The sequence below is a fragment of the Bradyrhizobium sp. ERR14 genome, from assembly GCF_014198235.1.
Classification (GTDB): Bacteria; Pseudomonadota; Alphaproteobacteria; order Rhizobiales; family Xanthobacteraceae; genus Bradyrhizobium.
Genome location: NZ_JACIHD010000018.1, coordinates 1 through 22,713 on the forward strand (window position 1 = coordinate 1; position 22,713 = coordinate 22,713).

23 protein-coding genes are annotated in these 22,713 nt (G+C 65.4%); 8 read left to right on the forward strand and 15 right to left on the reverse strand.

The window, feature by feature from the left end:
- Nucleotides 1-279: 279 nt before the first annotated feature.
- The 8 genes from GGD62_RS31705 to GGD62_RS31740 form a co-directional block, all read right to left on the reverse strand.
- Entirely contained in the window at nt 280-1,449 is a 1,170-nt protein-coding gene (locus GGD62_RS31705; RefSeq protein ID WP_183712110.1) for a Gfo/Idh/MocA family protein, read from the reverse strand.
- Between the two features lie 43 nt (nt 1,450-1,492).
- A complete protein-coding gene (locus tag GGD62_RS31710; protein ID WP_179736024.1) occupies nt 1,493-1,807 on the reverse strand; it encodes a septal ring lytic transglycosylase RlpA family protein in 315 nt (104 codons plus the stop codon).
- Nucleotides 1,808-1,900: 93 nt separating this feature from the next.
- Nucleotides 1,901-2,755 carry a CmcJ/NvfI family oxidoreductase gene (locus GGD62_RS31715; RefSeq protein WP_183712111.1) on the reverse strand — a complete coding sequence of 285 codons (855 nt, stop codon included), beginning with the start codon at nt 2,753-2,755 and terminating at the stop codon, nt 1,901-1,903.
- Nucleotides 2,756-3,009: 254 nt separating this feature from the next.
- Nucleotides 3,010-4,110 carry an LLM class flavin-dependent oxidoreductase gene (locus tag GGD62_RS31720; protein WP_018319773.1) on the reverse strand — a complete coding sequence of 367 codons (1,101 nt, stop codon included), beginning with the start codon at nt 4,108-4,110 and terminating at the stop codon, nt 3,010-3,012.
- 23 nt (nt 4,111-4,133) lie between these two features.
- Nucleotides 4,134-5,306 (reverse strand): acyl-CoA dehydrogenase family protein, encoded by a 1,173-nt coding sequence (locus GGD62_RS31725; protein ID WP_183712113.1) that lies wholly within the window; start codon nt 5,304-5,306, stop codon nt 4,134-4,136.
- Entirely contained in the window at nt 5,300-6,097 is a 798-nt protein-coding gene (locus GGD62_RS31730) for an ABC transporter ATP-binding protein (RefSeq protein WP_183712115.1), read from the reverse strand. Before GGD62_RS31730 ends, GGD62_RS31725 begins: the two co-directional genes overlap by 7 nt.
- Complete coding sequence (locus GGD62_RS31735) at nt 6,091-7,113, reverse strand: ABC transporter permease (RefSeq protein WP_183712117.1); 1,023 nt, start codon at nt 7,111-7,113, stop codon at nt 6,091-6,093. The genes GGD62_RS31730 and GGD62_RS31735 overlap by 7 nt, the downstream gene beginning before the upstream one ends.
- Entirely contained in the window at nt 7,091-8,191 is a 1,101-nt protein-coding gene (locus GGD62_RS31740) for an ABC transporter substrate-binding protein (protein WP_183712119.1), read from the reverse strand. Before GGD62_RS31740 ends, GGD62_RS31735 begins: the two co-directional genes overlap by 23 nt.
- 488 nt (nt 8,192-8,679) lie before the next feature.
- Here GGD62_RS31740 and GGD62_RS31745 point away from each other — a divergent pair, with 488 nt between their 5' ends.
- Nucleotides 8,680-9,660: an ABC transporter substrate-binding protein gene (locus tag GGD62_RS31745; RefSeq protein WP_183712121.1), complete on the forward strand. Its 981-nt coding sequence runs from the start codon at nt 8,680-8,682 to the stop codon at nt 9,658-9,660.
- A 341-nt stretch (nt 9,661-10,001) separates the two neighbouring features.
- Here the strand turns inward: GGD62_RS31745 and GGD62_RS31750 are convergent, their stop codons facing one another.
- Nucleotides 10,002-10,442, reverse strand: a complete 441-nt coding sequence (locus GGD62_RS31750; RefSeq protein WP_183235189.1) for a hypothetical protein — start codon at nt 10,440-10,442, stop codon at nt 10,002-10,004.
- Nucleotides 10,443-10,809: 367 nt separating this feature from the next.
- Here GGD62_RS31750 and glgC point away from each other — a divergent pair, with 367 nt between their 5' ends.
- The 3 genes from glgC to GGD62_RS31765 are packed head-to-tail and all read left to right on the forward strand — an operon-like array spanning nt 10,810 to nt 13,822.
- The gene (gene glgC, locus GGD62_RS31755) at nt 10,810-12,072 is read left to right on the forward strand and encodes a glucose-1-phosphate adenylyltransferase (RefSeq protein ID WP_018319764.1); all 1,263 of its coding nucleotides are present in this window, start codon (nt 10,810-10,812) and stop codon (nt 12,070-12,072) included.
- Entirely contained in the window at nt 12,069-13,523 is a 1,455-nt protein-coding gene (gene glgA / locus GGD62_RS31760; RefSeq protein WP_183712123.1) for a glycogen synthase GlgA, read from the forward strand. The genes glgC and glgA overlap by 4 nt, the downstream gene beginning before the upstream one ends.
- A gap of 38 nt (nt 13,524-13,561) precedes the next feature.
- On the forward strand, nt 13,562-13,822 hold the full coding sequence (locus GGD62_RS31765; protein WP_183235187.1) for a SemiSWEET transporter: 261 nt from the start codon (nt 13,562-13,564) through the stop codon (nt 13,820-13,822).
- Nucleotides 13,823-13,940: 118 nt separating this feature from the next.
- Here the strand turns inward: GGD62_RS31765 and GGD62_RS31770 are convergent, their stop codons facing one another.
- Nucleotides 13,941-14,735, reverse strand: a complete 795-nt coding sequence (locus tag GGD62_RS31770) for a class III extradiol ring-cleavage dioxygenase (protein ID WP_179736044.1) — start codon at nt 14,733-14,735, stop codon at nt 13,941-13,943.
- Between the two features lie 149 nt (nt 14,736-14,884).
- On the opposite strand from GGD62_RS31770, the gene GGD62_RS31775 reads away from it, so the two are divergent.
- Nucleotides 14,885-15,064 carry a hypothetical protein gene (locus GGD62_RS31775; RefSeq protein ID WP_028145412.1) on the forward strand — a complete coding sequence of 60 codons (180 nt, stop codon included), beginning with the start codon at nt 14,885-14,887 and terminating at the stop codon, nt 15,062-15,064.
- A gap of 21 nt (nt 15,065-15,085) precedes the next feature.
- Here GGD62_RS31775 and GGD62_RS31780 read toward each other — a convergent pair whose 3' ends face one another.
- Nucleotides 15,086-16,576, reverse strand: coding sequence for a carboxylesterase/lipase family protein (locus GGD62_RS31780; protein WP_183712125.1), 1,491 nt, complete (start codon nt 16,574-16,576; stop codon nt 15,086-15,088).
- Nucleotides 16,577-16,657: 81 nt separating this feature from the next.
- On the reverse strand, nt 16,658-16,867 hold the full coding sequence (locus GGD62_RS31785; RefSeq protein WP_026202245.1) for a hypothetical protein: 210 nt from the start codon (nt 16,865-16,867) through the stop codon (nt 16,658-16,660).
- A 228-nt stretch (nt 16,868-17,095) separates the two neighbouring features.
- Here GGD62_RS31785 and GGD62_RS31790 point away from each other — a divergent pair, with 228 nt between their 5' ends.
- From GGD62_RS31790 to GGD62_RS31800, 3 genes are all read left to right on the forward strand, one after another.
- Nucleotides 17,096-19,783 carry an alpha/beta hydrolase fold domain-containing protein gene (locus GGD62_RS31790; protein WP_183712127.1) on the forward strand — a complete coding sequence of 896 codons (2,688 nt, stop codon included), beginning with the start codon at nt 17,096-17,098 and terminating at the stop codon, nt 19,781-19,783.
- Between the two features lie 131 nt (nt 19,784-19,914).
- Nucleotides 19,915-20,187, forward strand: a complete 273-nt coding sequence (locus tag GGD62_RS31795; RefSeq protein WP_179736050.1) for a hypothetical protein — start codon at nt 19,915-19,917, stop codon at nt 20,185-20,187.
- 86 nt (nt 20,188-20,273) lie between these two features.
- The gene (locus GGD62_RS31800; RefSeq protein ID WP_179736052.1) at nt 20,274-20,618 is read left to right on the forward strand and encodes a hypothetical protein; all 345 of its coding nucleotides are present in this window, start codon (nt 20,274-20,276) and stop codon (nt 20,616-20,618) included.
- Here GGD62_RS31800 and GGD62_RS31805 read toward each other — a convergent pair.
- The 3 genes from GGD62_RS31805 to GGD62_RS31815 all read right to left on the reverse strand — a co-directional run bounded on the left by GGD62_RS31805 (nt 20,590) and on the right by GGD62_RS31815 (nt 22,710).
- Entirely contained in the window at nt 20,590-20,745 is a 156-nt protein-coding gene (locus GGD62_RS31805) for a hypothetical protein (RefSeq protein WP_018319756.1), read from the reverse strand. The genes GGD62_RS31800 and GGD62_RS31805 overlap by 29 nt on opposite strands.
- Before the next feature lie 115 nt (nt 20,746-20,860).
- Complete coding sequence (locus tag GGD62_RS31810) at nt 20,861-21,379, reverse strand: septal ring lytic transglycosylase RlpA family protein (RefSeq protein WP_183235183.1); 519 nt, start codon at nt 21,377-21,379, stop codon at nt 20,861-20,863.
- A gap of 167 nt (nt 21,380-21,546) precedes the next feature.
- Nucleotides 21,547-22,710, reverse strand: a complete 1,164-nt coding sequence (locus tag GGD62_RS31815) for a serine hydrolase (RefSeq protein ID WP_183712129.1) — start codon at nt 22,708-22,710, stop codon at nt 21,547-21,549.
- Between the last annotated feature and the right edge of the window lie 3 nt (nt 22,711-22,713).

The following is a 22,713-nucleotide window of genomic DNA, read 5'->3' on the forward strand; positions in this document are numbered from 1 at the left end:
GAGGGCGAACACTACAGACTTGGCTGGCAATTGCCGTGACCGCGCCCCTCTCTCCTCATGTCCTCAGCCTCCAAGACCGATAACGCAACAGGCCCCTTGTGGGAGAAGGTGGCGCGAAGCGCAGCGGCGAGACGGGTGAGGGGTTGCCTCCGCAGGCGAGCCTCTCGCGATTGAATTCGCGGATGGAACCCCTCATCCGGCGCTTCGCGCCACCTTCTCCCACAAGGGGAGAAGGATTGGCAGCCTGCTCGCGGCTAGCTCAGCGAGTTCATCACACTCTCACAACACCACCCTCCGCCCCTCCTCCGCGGCCCAGTACCCTGCGTAGTTCACCTTGATCGTCTCATAGGCCAGCGCGAGGTCGGACAGCGGCTGCCGGCTAGTCGCCACGCATTCCATGAAGTCCTGGATCTCCTGCAGATAGCCGCGCGTCCATTCCTCCTCGAGGCAGACATATTGCCAGCCGGTTTTGCGGTCGACCTTCTCGGTGATGTAGACGCTGGCGAGCTTCTCCTCGGAGGTCTGGTAGCTCATCAGATGATTGTTCGGGGTGATGTTGGCGAACAGCGAGCCGCCTGACGTATATGTCTCGACCAGATTGCGCACGCCGCCCATGATCATGTCGCCGGAGAACACGGTGGCCTTGGTGCCGTCCGAGAACGTCGCCGTCAGCGTGCCCCAATCCTCGACGTCGACGGGATTGGCCTTGATGTAGGTGCGTTCCTCCGGCTTGAGGCCGGCGGTGACGTTGCCGACATCGCCGGTGACGCTGGCGACACGGATGCTCTCACCGCGCGCCTTGGCTTCGACCTGCTTGAGGTAGAGCACGGCGGAGAGCGGATGGCAGCCCATGCGGATCAGCGAGCCGCCGCCGGTCATCGCCCATTGCGCGGCGTGGGCCGCGTGCGAGCCGGAATGGCTCTCCTCGCCCTTCATGAAGAGGATCTTGTCCTTGGTCGCCTTGATGATCTCCGCAGTCTTGGTCACCGCGGGCGCGTAAATCCAGTCTTCGGCATACATGAAGAGCTTTCCGGTGCGCTCGATCGCGGCGCGCGTCTTGTCCATTTCCTCCAGCACGCGCTCATACATCAGCGCCTTCGGCACGTGCTTGCCGATCGGCTGCTTGTCGCCGTCGCGGCCGAAATAGCCGGCGAACGGCTTCTCGCAAATGACATGCTTGCCGGCCTGCATCGCCGCGACGATCATTTCGGCATGAAGGTTGGGCGGGGTGCAGATGTCGACGACCTCGATCTCGCGGTCGGCGATCAGATCGGCAAAGCTGCGATAGACGCGCGGGATGTTGTGACGGCCAGCGAATTCGACGACGTGGTCGCCGCGCGCGGCCACCGCCGCGACCTCGACGTCCACGCCATAGACGCGCCGGAACGCATACATATGCAGCTCCGACACAAAGCCGCAGCCGACGAGTCCGACCCTGATCCCAACCATAGTGCCCCCTTGCTTTGGGCGGCACTATAGCGCGCTGGCCGGCCTATTCCACGGAGACTCGCACCACGCCGGCGCTCATCATGCCGAGCGCGCGGGCGGCCGGCACCGAGAGGTCGACGATACGGCCGCGGATGAACGGGCCGCGATCGTTGACGCGACACTGGATCGTGCGGCTGCCATAGGAGACCCTGAGCACGCTGCCGAACGGGCGCGTCCGGTGCGCGCAGGTGAGCTCGCCACCTTTGCCGGCTTTTGCGTAGCCGTAGTACGAGGCGAGCCCGCTTTCGGCATGTGCAACAGAAAATGGTGAAAACGAGAAAGTAGCGAGACAAAACAATAGCGTCGGCTGCGCGCGCACGGCACCGCTCCGGGTTGGCCCAAACCCGTCCCGCAAACGTCGATTTGTTCCCTTCAGTTCCTGGAACTGCCGGGACGGATCCCGGCAGCGCCATCAAAGATTGTTACTGTTTGTGAAAACCAGCGTGCGCACCTCGATGCTTTCGCGCGGCGCGGCATCAGCAGGCGTGGTCGGATCGACGAAGGCGGTGTGCGGCCCGAAGCGGGTGCGGCCGTCGGTGGCGGAATCGTAGCATTTGAGCAGCAGCGCCTCGTCCGGCGTCATCTCCGGAAAATAGAACCAGCGATGATCAGGATTGTATTTCACCGAATAGGTCTCGCCGCGGCGGTTGGGATAGATCAGGTCGGACGCCACGAGATCGCCGGGCGCAACCGTGGTGCCGTCGGCCATCGCCAGCGGTGAATCGCGCAAGGGGCCGCGGATCGGCCGCCAGAGATTGATCACCTGCACGCGGCCCTTCAGCAGCTCCTCGGCTTCATCAGGCAGATGCTCGCGCACGCGGTTGGCGCCGGAGACGGCGGTCTGGTCGACATGAACGCGCGTGGCCGGCTGGCGCGGGCCGCCGCCGCGGATGTCGGCCGCACCTTCGACGCGCTTGCGCACGGTATGGTCGAAGATGACGACGCGGTCGGCCTTCAGCGTCGCGCGCAGGAACGCCTCGACGGCGGGATAGTAGAGCGCTCTCACCTCCGCCTCGTCGTAGAAGTCTTTCACCTGGGTCGGATGACGCACCAGCGCAAAGCCCTCGCGGTCGAGCGAGAAATTGTTCGCGATCAGGCGCGCATCGAAGATCGGCACCTGATGCGGCTCCGGCAGCGACGTGCTCTTGGGCTCTCCGGCCGGCGGATCGAAGGCGTAGGTGCGCGGTTTTCCCGCGGTCGGCGCGAGATAGTTCAATTCGGCAGTGACGAAGGGAAGCGATTCGATTCTCGTTTCTTGCAGGCCCATGGCCGGTCTCCCGATGTGGTCGTCGGATTGATTTTTGACGGGGTGCGAAGCGGCGCAAGGGAGGCGGTGCAAATAGCAATGGGGATGTTGTCGGCGGCCTGAAGCGCAGAACGAACGTGTCGAGGATGGCGATCGGGTTGGAAGGCGCACCCTCGTTTCACGGATGCTTGAGCGCCCTGTGAGTTCTCGTGCCCCGGACGCAGGGCATCACGCAGCGTTGCACGCTGCACCGCGTCCGGGACACGAGCGGCGGATCATTCCGCGGCCTGGCCGCGAACGGCCTGGCGCCTGGCGACCAGCTCGCGCGTCAGCGGGATCAGCTCGCGGCCATACTCGATCGCGTCGATCAAGGGATCGAATCCGCGGATCAGGAAATGGCTGATGCCGAGATCGTAATAATCGCCGAAGACTTCGGCGACCTGCTCGGGCGTGCCGACCAGCGCGGTGGTGTTGCTGTTGGCGCCGGTGAGCTTTGCGATCTCGGTCCAGAGCCGCTTGTCGATGCGACTGCCCTGATCGGCGAGCGCGAGCAGGCGCCGCGCGCCGGCAGTGGCGTGGCCGTCGGCGGGCTTACGATAGCCGGTCTTGTCCTGCAGCGCGGTAGCGCGTGCCAGAATCTCCTCCGCTTTTTCCCAGGCCTGCTTCTCGGTCGGGGCAATGATCGGACGCACCGAGAGGCTGAAGCGCGGCGTCGGCCGGCCCTGCCTGATAGCGGCGTTGTGGACGCGCGAGGTCACGTCGCGCACCTGCGCGTAGGATTCGCCCCACAGCGCAAAAGTGTCGGCGTGCTTGCCGGCAACATCGATCGCCGCATCCGAGGCGCCGCCGAAATAGACCCGGATGCCCTCGGGGCGATACGGCTTCACCTGCGAGAACGCATTCTCGACCTGGTAATACCTGCCCTTGTAGGTGAACGGCTTGTCGCTGGTCCATTCCAGCTTGAGGATGTCGAGGAATTCGGAGGTGCGGGCGTAGCGCTCGTCCTTGTCGTCGAGCGTGTTGCCGTCCTGCCTGAGCTCGGTGGCATTGCCGCCGGTGATAACGTGGAGCGCGACGCGACCGCGGGAAAACTGGTCGAGCACCGCGAACTGCCGCGCCAGCAGCGTCGGCGCGGTGAAACCCGGCCGCTGCGCGATCAGCACGTTGAGGCGGGAGGTCACGTTGAGGACGTGCTGCGCCACCTGGAGCGCGTCGGGCGAGGTCGAATGAAATGCCAGCAGCGCGCGGTCGAAGCCGGCATTCTCATGCGCCTTCGCCACTGTCTCGATGTGGGTGGGGTTGAGGACCGGTCCCTCGCGGACGACGGTCTCGGACGAATTGTTGTTGCTGATGAAGCCGATGAACTCGATCGACATGATCCGGTCTCCCTGTTGATGTCCTAGAGGCCCAGTGCGGCGTGGCCGAGGCCGATGCGCGTGGAATCGTCCTGCGGCGTATGCACCCGACCGCACAAGACGTCGCGATAGTGCCGCTCCAGTGGATTGGCGCGGGACAGGCCGTGATTGCCGGTGAGTGACAGTGCATCCTCGACCACGGCGACGGCGTTGTTGGTGACGGTGAGCTTGATCACGTTGGATTCGGCCGCAGAGAGCGCGACGCCGTCGTCGAAATCGCCGGCGAAGGAGGCGATCAGGCGCGCATTGACCGCGAGCCGTGCCTCGATGGCGCCGAGGATCTCCTGTGCGCGGGCCAGGGTCGCGAGCGGCGCGCCGAGGCTGGCGGGAACGCGCCGCTTCAGGAACGTGATCAACCAGTCGCGCGCGGCGCGGGCGACGCCGTCATAGATCGCGGCGACGAAGACCGTGTGGACGGCGGCCTGCGTGACGTCGAGCGTCCGCCAGTCCGCCGGCTTGCGCAGATCGACCTCGGCATCGAGCGGGATCACGACGTCGTCGAAGATGACGTCATGGCTGCCGCTCGCGCGCAGGCCATGGTGATCCCAGGTCTCGACGATGCGCGTGCCCGGCAGGCCCGCCGGCACCAGGAACTGCCCGACGCGCGGCTCGGCCTCATTCGTCCGCGCCCAGACCAGATACCATTTCAGGATCGGCGAGCCTGTCGAATAGATCTTGTGGCCGGAGAGGCGCCAGCCGGTCTCGGTGCGCCGCGCGATCGTCGACGGCAGGCCGCCGCGGGCGGGTGAGCCGAGCTCCGGCTCGACCCGCAGCGCGTTGACCAGCGCGAGGCCCTCGACGCTCTCGCGCGCAAGCTTGCGCGACAGCCGCGCCGGCCAGGTCGGGCTGCGCGCCATGACGAGATGGTTGATGTAGTGCATCGACAGCACCAGCGCGGTCGACGGGTCGGCCTTGCCGATGATGCCGAGGACGCGCGCGGCGTAGCGCGCACCCGCGCCGGCCCCGCCATGGACCGCCGGCACGGTCAGCGACAGCAAGCCCGCCTCGGACAGCTCGCGAAAATTCTCGAACGGGAAGCTGCCGCTGCGGTCATGCTCGGCTGCGCGTGCCGCGAAACCTTCGGCGAGTGCTTCGGCTCGCGCGATGTAGTCGGGCTCGCTCTGGGCCGTGCGCCCTTTGGCTGCGGATGTCACCATGTCGCGTCCAATCCCAGCAGACCGAGGATCTGGCGGCGCAGGTCCGCCAGATAGGGATCGCCGCGATGGCGGGGATAGGGCCGGTCGACGCGGATGTCGGCCTTCACGCGCGCGGGCCGATCGCTGAAGACGATAACCCGGTTGGCGAGCACGAGGGCCTCCTCGGCATCGTGGGTCACGAGCAGCGTGGTAAAACCCTTGCGCTGCCAGAGCGAGACGAGCTCGGCCTGCATGGTGATGCGGGTCAGGGAGTCGAGTTTTCCGAGCGGCTCGTCGAGGATCAGGATCTTGGGATCGTTGACCAGCGCGCGCGCCAGCGCGACGCGCTGCGCCATGCCGCCGGAGAGCTGGTGCGGAAAGGCGTTGCGGAACGAGGCCAGTCCGACGAGATCGAGCGCGTCGTCGACGCGGTGTCGCTGGCTCTTGAGGATGCCCTGGGCCTCGAGGCCCAGGGCGACGTTGTCCCAGACCGACCGCCAGGGAAACAGGGTCGGATCCTGGAACACGACCACGCGCGAAGGATGCGGGCTTCTGATGCGGCTGTCGTCCTCGCGCAACCTTCCTGCCTTGGGCTTGTCGAGGCCGGCGACCAGCCGCAGCAAGGTCGACTTGCCGCAACCGGAGGGGCCGAGCAGCGCGACGAACTCGCCTGGCTCCACGGAAATGCTGACGTCGCTGAGAACAGGCAGCTCAGTGCCGTCGATGTCGAAGGCGTGGCTGACCTGCTCGATGTCGAGCGCGGCGCCGGCGGCGGGATGCGTAACGGTTTCGGCGAGAGCTGTGGCTACCATTCCACGGTCCCCTTCTGCCAGACCAGCAGCCGATCGCGGATCGCAAACAGCAGCGTGATCGCGCCGGAGCAGAGCAGCGACATCACGATCAGCGCCGCATACATGTTGGCGTAGGCGGCCCAGCCCTGCGCCCATTGCAGGTACCAGCCGAGCCCGGCCTTGACGCCGATCATCTCGGCGACGACGAGCACGGCAAAGGACGAGCCGAGCCCCATGAACAATCCGACGAAGACGTGCGGCAGCGCGGCGGGGATCGCGACCTTCAGCACCAGGAAGGACGGCTTTGCGCCCAGCGTGCGCGCGACATCGTAATAGGCATTGTTGACGCTCGCGACGCCCGACCAGGTCAGCACGGTGACGGGAAAGCCAGTTGCCAGCGCGATCAGGAAGGTCGAGGCGCTCCAGCTCGACGGGAAGGTGAAGAAGGCGATCGGCAGCCAGGCCGTCGCGGGCAGCGGGCCGATGAAGCGCAGCACCGGATGCACCCAGTACCCGACCGCACGTGACCAGCCGATCGAGACGCCGGTCAAAAAGCCGACCGTGGCACCGATCAGATAGCCGCCGAGCTGCAGCTTGACCGAGGCGAAGACGCTGTCGAGCAATTTTGGCAGATCATCGGTGTAGACCTCGATGATCGATTGCGGGGGCGGGAAGAACGGCAGCGGCAGCCAGGCGAACTTTGCCGTCGCGACTTCCCACAGTGTCAGGAAGGCGCCGAGCGCAACCAGCCAGGGCGCGCGCTTGTGCAGGCCGCGGCCAGCCGATCCCAGATAATCGGCGCCGACCGTTCCGAACAGGGAGATCGCCGCGATGACGAAGGCGGCGATGCCGAGCGAATGCGTGCGCGACCAATCGCCGACATCCTCCCACCACAGGCAGGACAGGCCGAAGGCGATCCAGGCGATGCTGGCGAGCACGCCGACGCCGGATTCCCTCGCCCAGCTCGCCAGCAGCGGCGTGCGGGAAAGACGCGGCGCACCGGAGGCGAGGCCGTCAGACAGCGAATACGTCGACATAGATGCGCTCCGCGAATTTGGCCGTGTCGGTGCTCGACTTGAAGACCTGCACGCTCTTGAGATCGTCGGCATAGGCCTTGAGCTCGCGCTTCAGCACGTCGCCGACGGGATGATGATGGTGGGTATGGTAGCGTACCATGCCCTCGATATCGGCGAGCGTGGCCGCCTTCGGCGCATAGGGCTGGAACGACTTTGCCGCGATCGTCGCATTCTGCGAGCTGAACATCGCGGCATCGAGCAGCGCCTGGGTGATGGCGCGCGCGACCAGCGGTTCCTCCCGCACCAGGCTGCCGCGCAGGCCGAGAATGCAGCAGCTCTTTTCGCGAAATTCGCCGTCGAGATTGGAGGCGACTTCCTTGTACTGGGTGTCCTTGAGCCAGAGATAGGCTAGCGGATCGGAGGACAGGAACGCCTGCACCTCGCCCTTCTCCACGGCGACGTTAAGGAGGTTGCCGGGATAGGCGCGCCAGTCGACGTCCTTGTTCGGATCGATGCCGAGCTTTGCCAATTGGATTGAGAAGAAGTTCTTGTCGGGACCGGCGAGATCCCCGACCGCGACGATCTTGCCCTTGAGATCGGCGAGCCTGGCGACGCCGGAATCAGCGCGCGACAGCACGCGCATGCAGCCGCCATGGGTGCCGGCGGCGATCTTGACGTCAAAGCCCTGCTCCAGCGGCTTCAGCCAGCGCAGCGCCATGCCGAGACCAGCGTCGCTCTTGCCCGTCGCGATGGCTTCGAGCAGCTGGTCGGTCGAGCCGGAATAGTTGACGAGCTCGACGTCGAGATTGTGCTTCTGGAAGAAGCCATGCTCGATCGCAACAGGCACCGGTGCGAGGCAGACGGCGCCGGCGTTCCACGACAGTTTCAGCTTGCGTGGCGCGCCGGTGAGCGCGGGCGCATCGGACGCCGTCCGGCACAGCGGAAACTCCGAGAAGTCGATGCCGGATGCAATCCCGCGCGGCGCAAAGGCCTGCGCGCCCAGCGCGCCGAGCGGCGCGGCGAAGGCTGCCGCAAGCCCCGCCTGGAGCAGATGGCGCCGGTCGAGCCCCCGTCCGGCGCGCCTGTCGTCGTTGTTCATCAGTCCCCACTCCTGCGCTGGCACGGCTCCGCCATGTGCGCAACGGTTCGCGTTGCGCATGGTCCGTACGGAGCTGCGTTGAGAGAAAATTATTCCGCCGGCGTTTGTCGCGCCGCGTTGATGCGATGCGCAAATCATGCGGCGCACTCGCCGTATCGTCAATGAAATGGAATTTCGAATGTGATGCGAAGCGAGGTCATTCTCTCCATCGGCGCGCGCGGGAACGATGAAACGATTTTCGCGAATGCGGTTGCTCCCGACCATCGCCACGAGCGCGCATCTGCTTGGATCCCGTGCATCCTTCTCTCGCAAGACCGTCGTGTTCTCGCGCGCAAGGCTTTAATGAAACGTCCTTGCCCGATGCGCGCGCAATACGGTTGGCCATTTCATTGACTGCACTTCGCGCGGTCATAGACTTGATCGTCTCGCTGCATCGCTCGCTCACGCGTCGTGAGCCAAAGTCACAAGCAAGCAACAAGACAGGCTATATGAGCATCAACTCCCACGATCATTCCATCACCCGCCGGCTCGCCGCTTCGCTGTTCGCCGCCGCCATCACGCTGTCGACGACTGCCGCGTCGTTTGCCGCGGACACCGTCGTGCTGCGCGTCGGCGACCAGAAGGGCGGCAACCGCTCGCTGCTCGAAATCTCCGGCTACGCGAAGGACCTGCCCTACAGAATCGAATGGTCGGAATTCCCCGCGGCGGCGCCGATCCTGGAAGCGCTCAACGCCGGCGCGCTCGACGTCGGCTACACCGGCGATCTCTCCTTCCTCTCGGTCTACGCCGCCGGCGCGCCGATCAAGGCGATCGGCGGCACCAGGTCGGATGCGAGGACGCAAGCCATCCTGGTGCGTCAGGATTCGCCGATCAAATCGGCCGCCGACCTTAGGGGTAAACGCCTCGCCGGCACGCGCGGCGGCTGGGGCCAGTTCCTGATCGACGCGACGCTGGAAAAGGCACAGATCAAGCTCGAGAATGCGACCTTCGCGCCGCTCGGCCCGGTCGATGCCAAGATCGCGCTGGTCGCCGGCTCGATCGATGCCTGGGCGGCGTGGGAGCCCTACGTCTCGTTCGCCACGCTGAAGGACAAGGCGCGCGTGATCGCCGACGGCGAAGGGCTGACGCCGACCATCACCTTCATCGTCGCCTCCGACAACGCCATCGCCACCAAGCGCGCGGCGGTGCAGGATCTGGTGCAGCGGCTGAACAAGGCGCGGCTGTGGTCGCTGGATCACGTATCCGAATATGCCAGGAACACCGCCGAGCTGACCAAATTGCCGGAAGACGTGCTGCTGTCAGCCTACACCGCGCAGCGTACCAGCCCGATCTTGATCGACGAGAACGTGGTGAAGGAGGTGCAGGAAGCCTCCGACCGCTCGACGCGCTACGGCATCCTGCCCAAGAAGCTCGACGTGAGCAAAGCCGTCGACCGCAGCTTCACCGCCGCGGCGGCGGGATCGAATTGAGCGAGATGAATTGCGGACTGAGCCGCGGGCTCGCTCGGCCCCTCCCGCTTGCGGGAGAGGTCGGCGCGTTCCGGGCGATGCGAAGCATCGACCCGCGCGCCGGAGCTCTCTCCTCTTGGGGGTTGTCGCCCGCGGAGACACCCCCACCCCAGCCCTCCCCCGCAAGCGGGAGAGGGAGCGCGCCGTGTTCGCGGCAATAGGCAAACCCAACAAGGTGGAACGTAGCGGGATGCGCAGGCCTCGCCTCAAGGCCGGTCCGCTGCATCTCGCCGCGATCGTGCTCACGCAATTGGCCTGCATGAGCCTGATCGTGTGGTTCTCGTTCTAGCCGCGCGCGGTTCTCACCAATATCGGCGATAATAGTGCCGGTGATAGACCCGGTACGGCCGGTAGCCGTAGCCATAGCCGTAATACGGACGATAGGGCCGATAATAGCGCGGATACACCGGCGCGTAGCCGTAGCCGCCGTAATAGGCGGGGGCATAACCGTAGCCGTAACCCGGATAGCCATAGCCGCCATAATACGGTCCGCCGCCGTAATAGCCGTAGCCGTAAGGCGCGCCGGCCGCGATCGCGCCGCCGATGATCGCGCCGGCCGCGAGACCGCCAAGGCCCCAACCCCACCCGCCGCCGCGCCAATGCACTTGCGCGACATCGTCACCAACCGCGGCCTTCATGGCCGCTACGTTGGTCGGCAGCGGGGCCGCTGCCGCCTGTTGAATTTGACCGGCGATGACCACGCCGGCGACCGAACAGGCAATTGCCGTTTTCCAGATCCTCATCGACTTGCTCCCTGTCTAACGTCTTGCTTGGAAAAGGATCGCAGCGACATGATCGGGCATCTTTGCGCCAAGTCAAAGCCCGGATTTTCCAAGCCCGGATTTGCGTGCGGCGCACAAGCCTCGTCCAAGCCTCGCTGCGAGCCGGCTGCCGGCATGCGAGGCGAGCCGACGCGCCCGCTCTGCCCGACGTGACACCGGTGCGATGCCGGAGCCCCGCGGCCAAGGCAAAGCATTAAGCTTCTCGCCCGCGCAACCAACAACCTACTTCACGATTGACTATTCGTACCGCTACTATCGGTTCCAATGGCGCGAGGCTTCTCGCGACAAATAGCCTCGGCCTGCGCCGGGTGTGAGTGGGAGGAATGACATGAGTGCCGCGAGACCCGAGCCGCTTGCCCGTCAGGCGCTGGCGTTCGTCCTGGCTGGCGGACGTGGCAGCCGGCTCCTGGAGCTGACCGACCGCCGCGCCAAGCCAGCCGTCTATTTCGGCGGCAAGTCCCGCATCATCGATTTCGCGCTGTCGAATGCCGTCAATTCGGGCATCCGCCGCATCGCGGTCGCAACCCAGTACAAGGCGCACAGCCTGATCCGGCATCTTCAGATGGGTTGGAACTTCTTCCGCCCTGAGCGAAACGAGAGCTTCGACATCCTCCCCGCGAGCCAGCGCGTCTCCGAGAACATGTGGTATGTCGGCACGGCGGATGCGGTCTACCAGAACATCGACATCATCGAATCCCACGCCTGCCGCTTCATCGTGGTGCTGGCCGGCGACCACATCTATAAAATGGATTACGAGGTGATGCTGCGCCAGCACGTCGACAGCGGCGCCGACGTCACCGTCGGTTGCCTGGAGATGCCGCGGACGGAATCCTCGGGCTTCGGCATCATGCATATCGACGAGAACGGCTGGATTCAGGAGTTCCTGGAGAAGCCGAAGGATCCGCCGCCGATGCCGGGCAAGCCGGACGTCTCGCTCGCCAGCATGGGCATCTACGTGTTCGACGCCAAGTTCCTGTTCGAGGAGCTCAAGCGCGACGCCGATGACCCGAACTCGAACCACGATTTCGGCAAGGACATCATTCCCTACCTCGTCAAGAACGGCCGCGCGATGGCGCACCAGTATTCCACCTCCTGCGTGCGTTCCGGCAGCGACCCCCGCGCCTATTGGCGCGACGTCGGCACGGTCGATGCCTATTGGGCCGCCAATATCGACCTCACCGACGTCGTGCCCGAGCTCGACCTGTTCGACAGCTCCTGGCCGATCTGGTCCTATGCCGAGATCACGCCGCCGGCGAAATTCGTCCATGACGAGGAGAGCCGGCGCGGCCAGGCCGTGAGCTCGCTGGTCTCGGGCGGCTGCATCATCTCCGGCGCCTCGCTGCGCCGGTCGCTGCTGTTCACCGGCGTGCGCATCAACTCCTATGCCAATGTCGAGAACGCCGTGATCATGCCCTATGTCAATGTCGGCCGCGGCGCGCGGCTGAAGAACGTCGTGATCGACCGCGGCGTCGAGATTCCGGAAGGACTCGTGATCGGCGAGGATCCCGCGTTCGATGCCAAGCGCTTCCGCACCACCGAGCAGGGGATTTCGCTCGTCACCCAGCCGATGATCGACAGGCTCAATACATGAGGCCTGTTCGCGTCCTCGCGGTCGCTTCTGAAGTCTACCCCATCGTCAAGACAGGCGGCCTCGCGGATGTCGCCGGCGCGCTGCCGATCGCGCTGAAGGCGCATGGCGTCGAGATGCGCACCTTGATGCCGGGCTATCCCGACGTGACGCGGATCGTATCGAACGCAGAGGAGATCCGGAGCTGGCCGGATTATTTCGGCGGGCCGGGCCGGCTGCTCGCGGGCTCCCATGACGGGCTCGACCTGTTCGTGCTCGACGTGCCGCATCTCTATGCGCGGCCGGGCAATCCCTATGTCACCACCGAGGGTGTCGACTGGCCGGACAATGGCGTGCGCTTCGCGGCGCTGTCGCGCATCGCCGCCGATATCGGCCACGGCCTCGTCCCCGCCTTCGTTCCCGATGTCGTGCACGCCCATGATTGGCAGGCCGGGCTCGCGCCCGCCTATCTGCACTATGACAATCGCCCGCGGCCCGGCACCGTGATGACCATCCACAACATGGCCTATCAGGGCAAGTTCGCTCCCGAGCTGATCGGTGCGATCGGGCTGCCCTGGCACGCGTTCAACGTCAACGAGATCGAATATTTCGGCGGCATCAGCTTCTTGAAGGCAGGCCTGCAATTCGCCGATCGGATCACGACGGTGTCGCCGACCTACGCACAGGAGATCCAGAGCGACGAAGGCGGCATGGGATTCGGTGGCCTATTGCGCGCACGCGCGAACGTGCTGAGCGGCATCCTCAACGGCATCGACATCTCGGTGTGGAATCCGCAGGACGATGCGCACATCGCCTACCGCTACGGCGCCGAGGACCTGACCTTCCGGGCGGCAAACAAGGCGGTGCTCCAGCAGCAGTTCAATCTCGATTCCTCCGACGAGGCGCCGCTGCTCGGCGTCATTAGCCGGCTGTCCTGGCAGAAGGGGCTCGATCTGCTGCTCGAGGCCATTCCGACCATTTTGGCCGAAGGCATGCAGCTCGCGCTGCTCGGCAGCGGCGACCGCGATCTCCAGGATCGCTATCAGGCCGCCGCCCGCGCCAATCCCGGCCGGATCGGCGTCGTGATCGGCTATGACGAGATTTTGGCGCACCTGCTCCAGGCCGGATCGGACGCGCTGATCGTGCCGTCACGCTTCGAGCCGTGCGGCCTGACCCAGCTCTGCGCGCTGCGCTATGGCGCCGTTCCGATCGTCTCACGCGTCGGCGGGCTCGAGGACACCATCGTCGACATCAGCGAAGCCGACGCCGCCGACCGCGATGCCACCGGTTTCAAGTTCGCACCCGTGACGGCGGCTGCCCTCGCCGGCACGCTGCGCAAGGCCAACACCGCCTTCCACGACAAGCAGACCTGGCGCCGGCTGCAACGAAACGGCCTTGCGACCGACGTCTCCTGGCGCAACCGCGCCGGCGACTATGCCGCGCTGTATCGCGGGCTCATGACGGAGCGTGCCTGAGGCGATGACCGTCGTCGAATCCATGCTATAGAGCCGGCATGGACCCGTTCGTGATCAAGCTGATCGGCTTTGCCGCCGCCACCTGCACCACCGTGGCCTATGCGCCGCAAGCCATCAAGGTGTGGAAGACGCGCTCCACCGGAGACATCTCGCTCGGCATGTTTCTTGTGATGGTGCTCGGCCTTCTGCTCTGGCTGATCTATGGCCTGCTCTCCGGCGATGGGCCGCTGATTGCCTCGAACGCCGTCACCATGCTGCTCGCCGGCGGCATTTTGTTCATGAAGCTGAAATACGGGTGAGGTCGCGGGATGCCGTAGGGCGGATTAGCCCCCGGCTGCGCGAAGCGCAGTCCGCGGGCGTAATCCGCCACCTTGCCGCACGACGGCGGATTACGCTTCGCTAATCCGCCCTACGGAATCACCCAAACACATACGACGCCATCGCCACACTCGCGACCTCGTCGACGAAGACGCGCTTGCCGATATCGCTGCCGGCGGCGCCGGCAGCCACCATCAGCGGCAGCAGATGATCCTCGCGCGGATGCGCCAGGCGCGCGCTCGGTGCATTCTCCCAATCGACCAGCATCGCGTTGCGGCGGGCCGGATCGGGGTTGCTGATCGCCTCGTTCAAATAGGCCTCGAAGTCATACGAGACCGGCTTGGACTCCGGCCGGTTGAAGCCGCGCATGTTGTGATAGGTCAGCCCGCTGCCGACGATCAGGATGCCTTCATCGCGGAGCGGGGCAATCGCCTCGCCGACCTTGACGTGCTCGGCGGCATCGTAAGCAGACTTCAGCGACAGCAGTACGATCGGCATGTCGGCGTTCGGATACATCAGGCCGAGCGGCACGAAGGTGCCGTGATCAAAACCCTGGTTGGGATCTTCCCGGCATTCGAGGCCCGCGCGCGTGAGCAGCGCCTTCACCTCGGTCGCAAGTTCGGGCCGGCCCGGCGCCGGATATTTGAGGTGATAGGTATGCTCGGGGAAACCGTAATAGTCGTACACCATCGGCGGCTGCGCCGAGGTCGAGACGGTGAAGGCATCGGCCTCCCAATGGCCGGTGATGACGAGCACGGCCTTCGGCCGCTCCGGGAGAAGCTGCGGCAACCGGCCGAACTCTTCGGCGGTCCTGGCATATTGCACCCGCCGGTCCTCCATGAAGGGCCAGGGGCCGCCGCCGTGCGACAGGAACAGGGTCGGAAATCGCGTCATGGGGCTCGTCTCATCGGCACTCTGCGCGTGCCCGCGCGTCCGGCGGCGAGCATAGGCAAACCGGCATGGTTAGCAAGTCGTTAACGATTTGCCGCCCAAAATCCCCGGCGTGGCCGAAGCAGTCGGCCTGAAGACAAGTGAGACGTGAGATGAAGAAGTTTGCGCTGGGGGACGTCGTCAACAGTGACAAGGGCCGCCGCGGCATCGTTCGCGCCGCCTTCAAGTCGCGCGAAGGCCAGCAGTTCTACGCCGTCGAGAAGGACGGCGCGATGGACTACCTGGAGGAAGGCCGGCTGACGCCGGCGCCCCGCGTCGAGCTCGCGGCTTAAGTCCAACCATTTTTGTCGGCGCTAGCGCGCGAGCCGGTCGAGACGCTCCGCCAAGGGATCGTCGCCGCTCGCGATGCGCTCGTTGGTGATCAGCAGCAGGCGATCGCTCCCTGCGGCTGCGTCCCAATGCGGCAGACCGGGACCGTTGGGATCGCCGCTTCTGGCGAAGTTGATCCAATAGGACCGCATGCGGCTTGCGACCTCGCGATCAGCCCGCGAGAAGATGCCCGCGCCCGGCACGCCTTCTGCACCGAAGATGAACTGCAACTCGCGCCCGTGCCCAGCCCCAGGATTGGCGCGGCGCGCCTCGGGCACGTAAGCGAAGCGATAGCGAAAGGTCGCCGCGCCGCTTGCGGCATGCAGGCGGGCCAGCAGCCTTGCGGGCTCGGAAAAAACTTTGTCGGTGTAAAATCTTGCCGCAATATCCGAAGGCTTGGCGAGAGAAGGCCTGTCGAGAGAAGGCTTGGCGAGATCGGGATAGAGCTTGCGCAGCTCATCGCTTGTGAGGCCTGACGCTGCAAGCTCCTCCCTGGTATCGAACTCGCCGTCGAAACCCGTCTCGTCGTCGTTCGAGCCGATCATCAGAGGAATGCGGCTTTGATGTTCGGCCGCAAAGCCGGCAGCGATATCCTCGGTCACCAGACTTCCATCCATCATTGGCGCGAAGGCATACCGCGATTGCTCCAGCAGACGGCTTTCGGCGGCAAGCAGGCGGCGCGGTTCGGCGGCGCGCAAATCCGCCTGCGGTCCGAGCGCCGCCACGAACTGCCGGCCGGTCGCCTGCGCGTCCTGCACCGAGCGCAGAGGCGCGCGACCGGGCACCGATTGCAGAATGGCCTTCTGGAACAAATCGCGCGACTGCGCGGCCAGCATCAGAAGCGCGATCGATGTCGCGCCCGCGTCGCTGCCAAACAAGGTGACGTTGTGCGGATCACCGCCGAAGGCCGCGATGTTGTCATGAACCCAACGCAGCGCGGCGATCTGGTCCATCAGGCCGTAATTGCCGGAGCCGCCGTCCGCCAACGCGGGATCAGCGAGCCAGCCGAGCGCGCCGAGGCGATAATTTGCGGTGACCACGATGAGGCCGGCCTGCGCCAGCCTGGCACCGTCGAACAGCCGCTCATTCGCGGTGCCGCTAATGAATCCGCCGCCATGGATGAACATCATCACCGGCAGCGGGCCGTCGACCCCGAAGGGACGAAACACGTTCAGCGTCAGGCAATCCTCGCTCGCATCAGGCAAGGACGGCTGAAGGCACGGCGCGCCGTAATCGTAGGCGGTGTGCATCTCCGAACTTTCGGGCGTCGGCTGCGGCGGGCGCCAACGCAGCGCGCCGACCGGCGGCGCGGCGTAGGCCAGTCCCTTGAACGAGGCCACCTCGCCTTCGACGGCGCCGAGCATCTGTCCTTCACGCGTCAGCGCGAATGGAAATTGTCCGACCGGCTGCGCCACGGCCGGGCCGGCGCAACACAGGACAATGGAGGCCGCAAGAAGCGCGAGCAGGGATCGCATCTTCGGTGCATCTCGATGCGCGGAACGGTTTCCTGCAGGTTACGTCCGCCGCCGTCGGCGGGGCAAGCCTGCCGGCTCGCACTAACCGCGCTTTGCGAGAATCTCCGCCAGCGCGTGCCGCGCGACGATGCCGAGCTCGCCAAGCGTGGTGTGCCCGGCCCGCGCAGCTTCGATCAGGCGTTCGGCGATGAACCTGCGGCTGTCGTGATCGCCGCCATGCGGCAATTGCCGGCACGTCTGCTCCAGGACGACGTCCATGTTCGCTTTGGTCCGCTCACTCAACTCTGGCATGACGCTCGATCGTTACGCGTGGCTTGTAACCGCAAGCATACAGAGGCGGATCGGGCATGATTAGCCCGGGCAATCACGGCCATTGTGCATCGCGGTGCGTGTAGTGCCGCAACATTCACGCGGCCACGATGACGCCGCAAACGCCTACCCAAGATTGCACATGCCGTGATGACAAGCCGTGCATGTGGCGATAGCCTGCCGGCAAAACAAAACATACGGGAGGATGCCATGCCTGACGCGATGGTTGCCACACGTGCCTCCGATGAGCGCGGAACCGCTCAGCAGGTCGATGTCGCCGTGGTCGGCGCCGGCTTTGCCGGCCTTTACCTGCTTCATCGCCTGCGCAAGGCCGGCCTCTCGGCGGTCGGGCTTGAAGAGGCCGGCGACGTCGGCGGCACCTGGTACTGGAACCGCTATCCGGGCGCGCGCTGCGACATCCAGACCATCGACTACAGCTACACCTTCGATCCCGAGCTCGAGGCGGCCTGGACCTGGTCGGAGAAATACGCGACCCAGCCCGAAATCCTGCGCTATCTCGGCTTCGTCGCCGACCGTTACGACCTCAGGGGCGACATCCGCTTCAGCACCAAGGTCACCGAAGCCAAATGGGACGAGAAGGCCGAGCGCTGGCAGCTGACCACCGACAAAGGCCCGCCGGTCTCCTGCCGCCATTACATCATGGCCACCGGCTGCCTCTCGGCGCCGAAGCCGCCGGAGATCGACGGCGTCAAGGATTTCAAAGGCGAGGTCTATTTCACCGGACGCTGGCCGCATGGCGGCGTCAATCTCGCAGGAAAACGCGTCGCCGTGATCGGCACCGGCTCGTCGGCGATCCAGTCGATCCCGCTGATCGCCGAGCAGGCCGCGCATCTGACCGTGTTCCAGCGCACGCCGAACTTCGCACTGCCCGCGCATAACGGCCCGGCGCCATGGGACCGCATGAGCCTTTTGCAGGGCGATCGCGCCGCCTATCGCGAGCAGGCGCGCCAGTCGATGGCGGGCGTGCCCTATCCGCAGCAGATGGCAGTGAGCTGGCAGCTCAGCGACACCGAGCGCCGCGCGCGCTTCGAGGAAGCCTGGGGCAAGGGCGATCTGGTCTATATCCTGACCCAGCTCTGGGCTGATCAGGCGGTCGATGTCGACGGCAACAAGCTTATCTGCGATCTCATCCGCGAGAAGATCTCGGCGGCCGTGAAGGATCCCGAGACCGCCGCGGCGCTGATGCCGCACGACCATCCGTTCGGCGCAAAACGTCCCTGCCTCGATACCAACTACTACGCCACCTACAACCGGCCGAACGTCACGCTGGTCAATCTGCGGCAGGAGCCGATCAAGGCGATCACGGCAAGTTGCATCTCCACGAACGGCCGCAGCTTCGACGTCGACGTCATCGTGTTCGCGACCGGCTTCGACGCCATGACCGGCGCGATCCGCGCCGTGCATCCGATCACCGGGCGCGGCGGCAAGTCGCTGACCGATGTCTGGGCGCAGGGGCCGCAGACCTATCTCGGGCTCACGGTCGAAGGCTTTCCCAACTTCTTCATGATCACCGGGCCCGGCAGCCCGTCGGTGCTGTCGAACATGGCGGTGTCGATCGAGCAGCATGTCGACTGGGTGGTCGACCGCCTGGCTGCTCTGCGCGATGCCGGTTTCACCACGATCGAGCCGACCGAGACGGCGCAGGCCGGGTGGAACAGACACATGGCCGACTGCTCGATGCTGACGCTGCATCGGCTCGCCAACACCTGGTACACGGGCGCCAACGTCCCCGGCAAGGTGCAGGGCCTGATGCCCTATACCGGCGGCGTCGGCCCCTATCGCAGCATCTGCGACGAGGTGGTCAGCCGCGGCATGCTCGGCTTCAGGCTCACCGGCCCTGGCGGCACGGAGCAATGCAATGACGGCGAGGTGGTGCGGCTGCAGCCCGACGTGCGGCTGGTGATGAACCTGCTCGCGTCGCTGAATCTGCCGCCGATCGAGTCGATGGGCGCGATCGGCGCGCGCGAGTTCGTGAACGAGTTCAACAAGGGCCGGCCCGCCGGACGGCCGATCGGCGACATCATCGACGGCACCCTGCCCGTCACGGGCGGCGCGCTGCCCTACCGCGTCTACAAGCCGGCGACGCCGGGACCGCATCCGGTCGTGGTCTATTTCCACGGGGGCGGCTGGGTGCTCGGCGACGAGCAGTCGGACGAGCCGTTCTGCCGCGACATGGTGCGGCGGACCGGCATGACGTTCGTCAGCGTCGGCTATCGCCACGCGCCCGAGCATCGCTTCCCGACCGCTGCCGAAGACGGCTATGCGGCCACGCGCTGGATCGCCGAACACGCCACTGAACTCGGCGGCAAGCCGGGCCCGGTAATGGTGGCGGGCTGGAGCGCCGGCGGCAACATCGCCGCCGTCACCTGCCAGCTCGCGCGCGACCGCGGCGGGCCGGAGATCGCTGGCCAGCTCCTGATCTGCCCGGCCACCGACTGCACCTTCGATCGCCCGTCCTATAACGACAATGCGACCGGCTACTTCCTGACGCGATCGCTGATGTACTGGTTCTGGGACCTCTACTGCTCGCCGGCGGACCGCACCGATCCGCGCGCCTCGCCGCTCCGCGGCAAGGTCGAAAGGTTGCCGCCTGCTTTCGTGGCGACCTGCGAGTTCGATCCCTTGCGCGACGAAGGCATCGCTTATGCCGAAGCGATGGCGGCCGCAGGCGTCCCGGTCGAGCAGCTCAGGGCGCACGGCCATTTCCACTCGTCCTTCACAATGGTCGATGTGGTGATCACGGGCGTGCCGGGCCGCGTGCAAATGGCGGAAGCCTTGCGACGCTTCGCCGGGCTGCCGCCGGAGATCGGCCGCGGTGACGAGGACAATCACGGCAACGCCAGCCCAGGGCACAAAATCGCGGCGGCCGCGAGTTGAGCGGAAACGGAGCGGCCGGGAACCTTTTCCCCGCTGCCCCGTTAAGTGCGTGTGGCATTGAGATGCAGCGACAGGTATGGGCCCCGGCACGCAAATCCGCGTGCTGGGGTGTTTTTGCGTGAGGTGGGACGATGGGGGACGTGGTTGCGGCTTCAAAGGTCGATTTCGATGCGCTGGCGGCCCTGCATAAATGGCCATCGCTGGCAAACCAGCGCCGGCCGGACCGGGAATCATACCCGATAAGGGAAGGCACGCTCGACGAGTGCATCTCGGCGTTCATGGGGAAGCCGGCGACGACCCGGCATCTCTATGAGATCCGGACAGCGGCGCAGCCGCCGCTCGTGACCGGCATCCTCTCGCCCGAACACGTTATCGAACTCTCGCGCTGGAGAGAATTTCTCTGACGGCGCTTCACATGCAGGCGCGTTAGGAACCTTCTGCCGGTTTTTCCCGTTGGTGGAAATCGGAAGTCAAGGCGTGAGTGCCTCACATGCTTGCAACTGGCGTACTACCCCCGGTCGTGCCCTATGGCGCAGACAAGACCCTGTTCGTGGTGATCGATCGCCTCGACCAGGCGACGGAGATTCGCATCGAGCGGAGCGATCTCGAAGCCACGATCGGCGAGTTCGTCGCCGGTTGCTTCAACGACCCCATCAAGGTGATTTCGTTCAACACGCTCGAACATTGGATGAAGGACATCTCGACCGATGTCGCCGGCGCGATAAAGGCGCGCTGCGACATCTATGGCATAGAGCTGCCCGACTATCTCAGCGACTTCGTCGAGAGCCATAGCATGAATGCGGGAGTTAAGCGCGGCGATGCTTGCCGGCGATGACTTCGATCTCGCGGCGACGCTCGCCCGCGAAGGTCAGGAGCCTTTCGATCGTCAGCGTATCCGTGATCCGTTTGGCGAGCCGCTCGGCGCGCGCAGCCTGATCTTCGAGATACTGGATCGTGTTCAAGCGCCGCCTCCCCAGAAGACCCCGAACCTGGAGCCTCGACTTGTTGGACAGCCATGGTGCGACAGAGCAGCTAACAGCCGGTTAAGTGCGCGGGTCGATCTCGACGGGCCGGGCCTCATTGCACGACGTCGAGCCGGACATTGGTGATGCCCCTGTCGACCATGCCGAGCGCCTCGGCCGCGGAAGGCGAGACGTCGACGACGCGTCCGCGGATATAGGGACCGCGATCGTTGACCCTGACGGTCACGAAGCGGCCGGAGGAAACGTCGGTGACGCGCAGCTTGGTGCCGAATGGCAGGGTCGGATGGGCCGCGGTCAATTCGTTCTTGTCGAACTTCTCGCCGCTCGCAGTCTCCGTATCCGAATAGAAGCTGGCAACGCCGTGTGAGGTCGCTTGCTTTGCATCGCCATTGGGAATGCGCGCCCTGCTGATCGGCCTTGGATGCAGCGCCGCCACCCGGTGCGGCCGCTCGATCGCGGCCTGCCGGCCGGTGCCCCCGAGATCGGCCTTCTGACGGCCGACCGGCGATTGCGCGCAGGCGGCGAGCGAGGCTGCCCCGACGATGGCCAGCAGCAGCCGGCTCGAGGTTGCCAGCGAAATCCGGGCAGTTTCGGCACGTGCAATGCAAGACATGATGCGCCCTCCGAACTGCCCGGAATTTCGGTGGGCAATGAGGGCAGAACCTTGTCGGAACAAAAGCGGGCCTGGGGCCGCCGCCGTTTCGCGTCAGCTGTGACGATTCCACCACACCAGCGTGTCCTGAATCGGGACGGTGACCGCCCCAGAGGGGCCCTTCCCGTTCAGGCCGGAGGCGGGATCGAGCGCAACACGTCCCGGAAGACGCCGAACTGCAATCGAAACGCTTGCGAGCTGTAGTCCTGATAGTAACCCGCAGTCACCGCGACGACGAGATCGAGCTCCGGGACGATGCGGATCGACTGCCCGCCGCGGCCAAGCGCGCCGATCCAGTTGATCTTGCGGTCATTGAGGCGCGTTTGGCCGCGCCACCACAGATATCCGTAGGTTTGAGAGTCCGTCGCCTTGATCTTCTCTGCCGTCGAAGCCTCGATCCACGCCTTGGAGACGATCTGGCGGCCGTTCCAGCGACCGCCCGCAAGCACGAGCTGGCCGATCTTGGCCATGTCGCGCGGTCGCAAGCGCAATCCTCCTCCGGCATCGGTATCCCCCCTGTACCGGCCCCACGCCGTGCCGGTGATACCCAGAGGCTCGAACAAATTCTCGCGCGCGAATTCATCGAGAGGACGTCCCGTCGCCTTGCGGATGATGGCCGACACAAGCGTGAGCGCGCCGGTGTTGTAGAAGAACTCCTGCCCCGCCGCGGCGGTCACGGGAAGACCGAGAACGTAACGACACGGATCCCACGCCATATGCATGCGCGTCTCGTCATTGTCGTCGTCTCCCGTCGCGGGCGTCGCCTCGACCCACTTCAGGCCCATCGACATGGTGAGCACATGCACCAGCCGGATGCGGTCCTTTTCGGGAGAACGCAAGTCGGACAGCTCGGGGAAGAAGCTGAAGATCGGCTCGTCGACGCCGCGTATCAGCCCGCGATCGATCGCAATCCCGACGACGAGTGATGCAACGCTCTTCGAAACAGACTTCATGTTGTGCAACGTATCGGCATCGAAGGCGATGGTTTCCACCCGGCGGCCGTAGATGTAGCCGGGTATCTCGTCGGCGCCCTTGAAGTAACGCTCGAACGCCAGCTTGCCGTCGCGGGCGACCAGCACCGCATGGATATTGGCATCGCTCGTGGCGAGCCGGTCGGCCATCCCGCACAGCGCCTCGCGATTGACGAGACTGTCGCCAGCGACGGAGCCGCCCGGCCAGCCGTCGCCCCGTTCGGGCGGAACACCGCAACCGTCGGCTGCGTTCGCGCAGACCGCGGAGAGCGGCGCCAGTGCGGCGCCGCCGAGAAGCGAAATGAACTGGCGCCGCCTCATGCG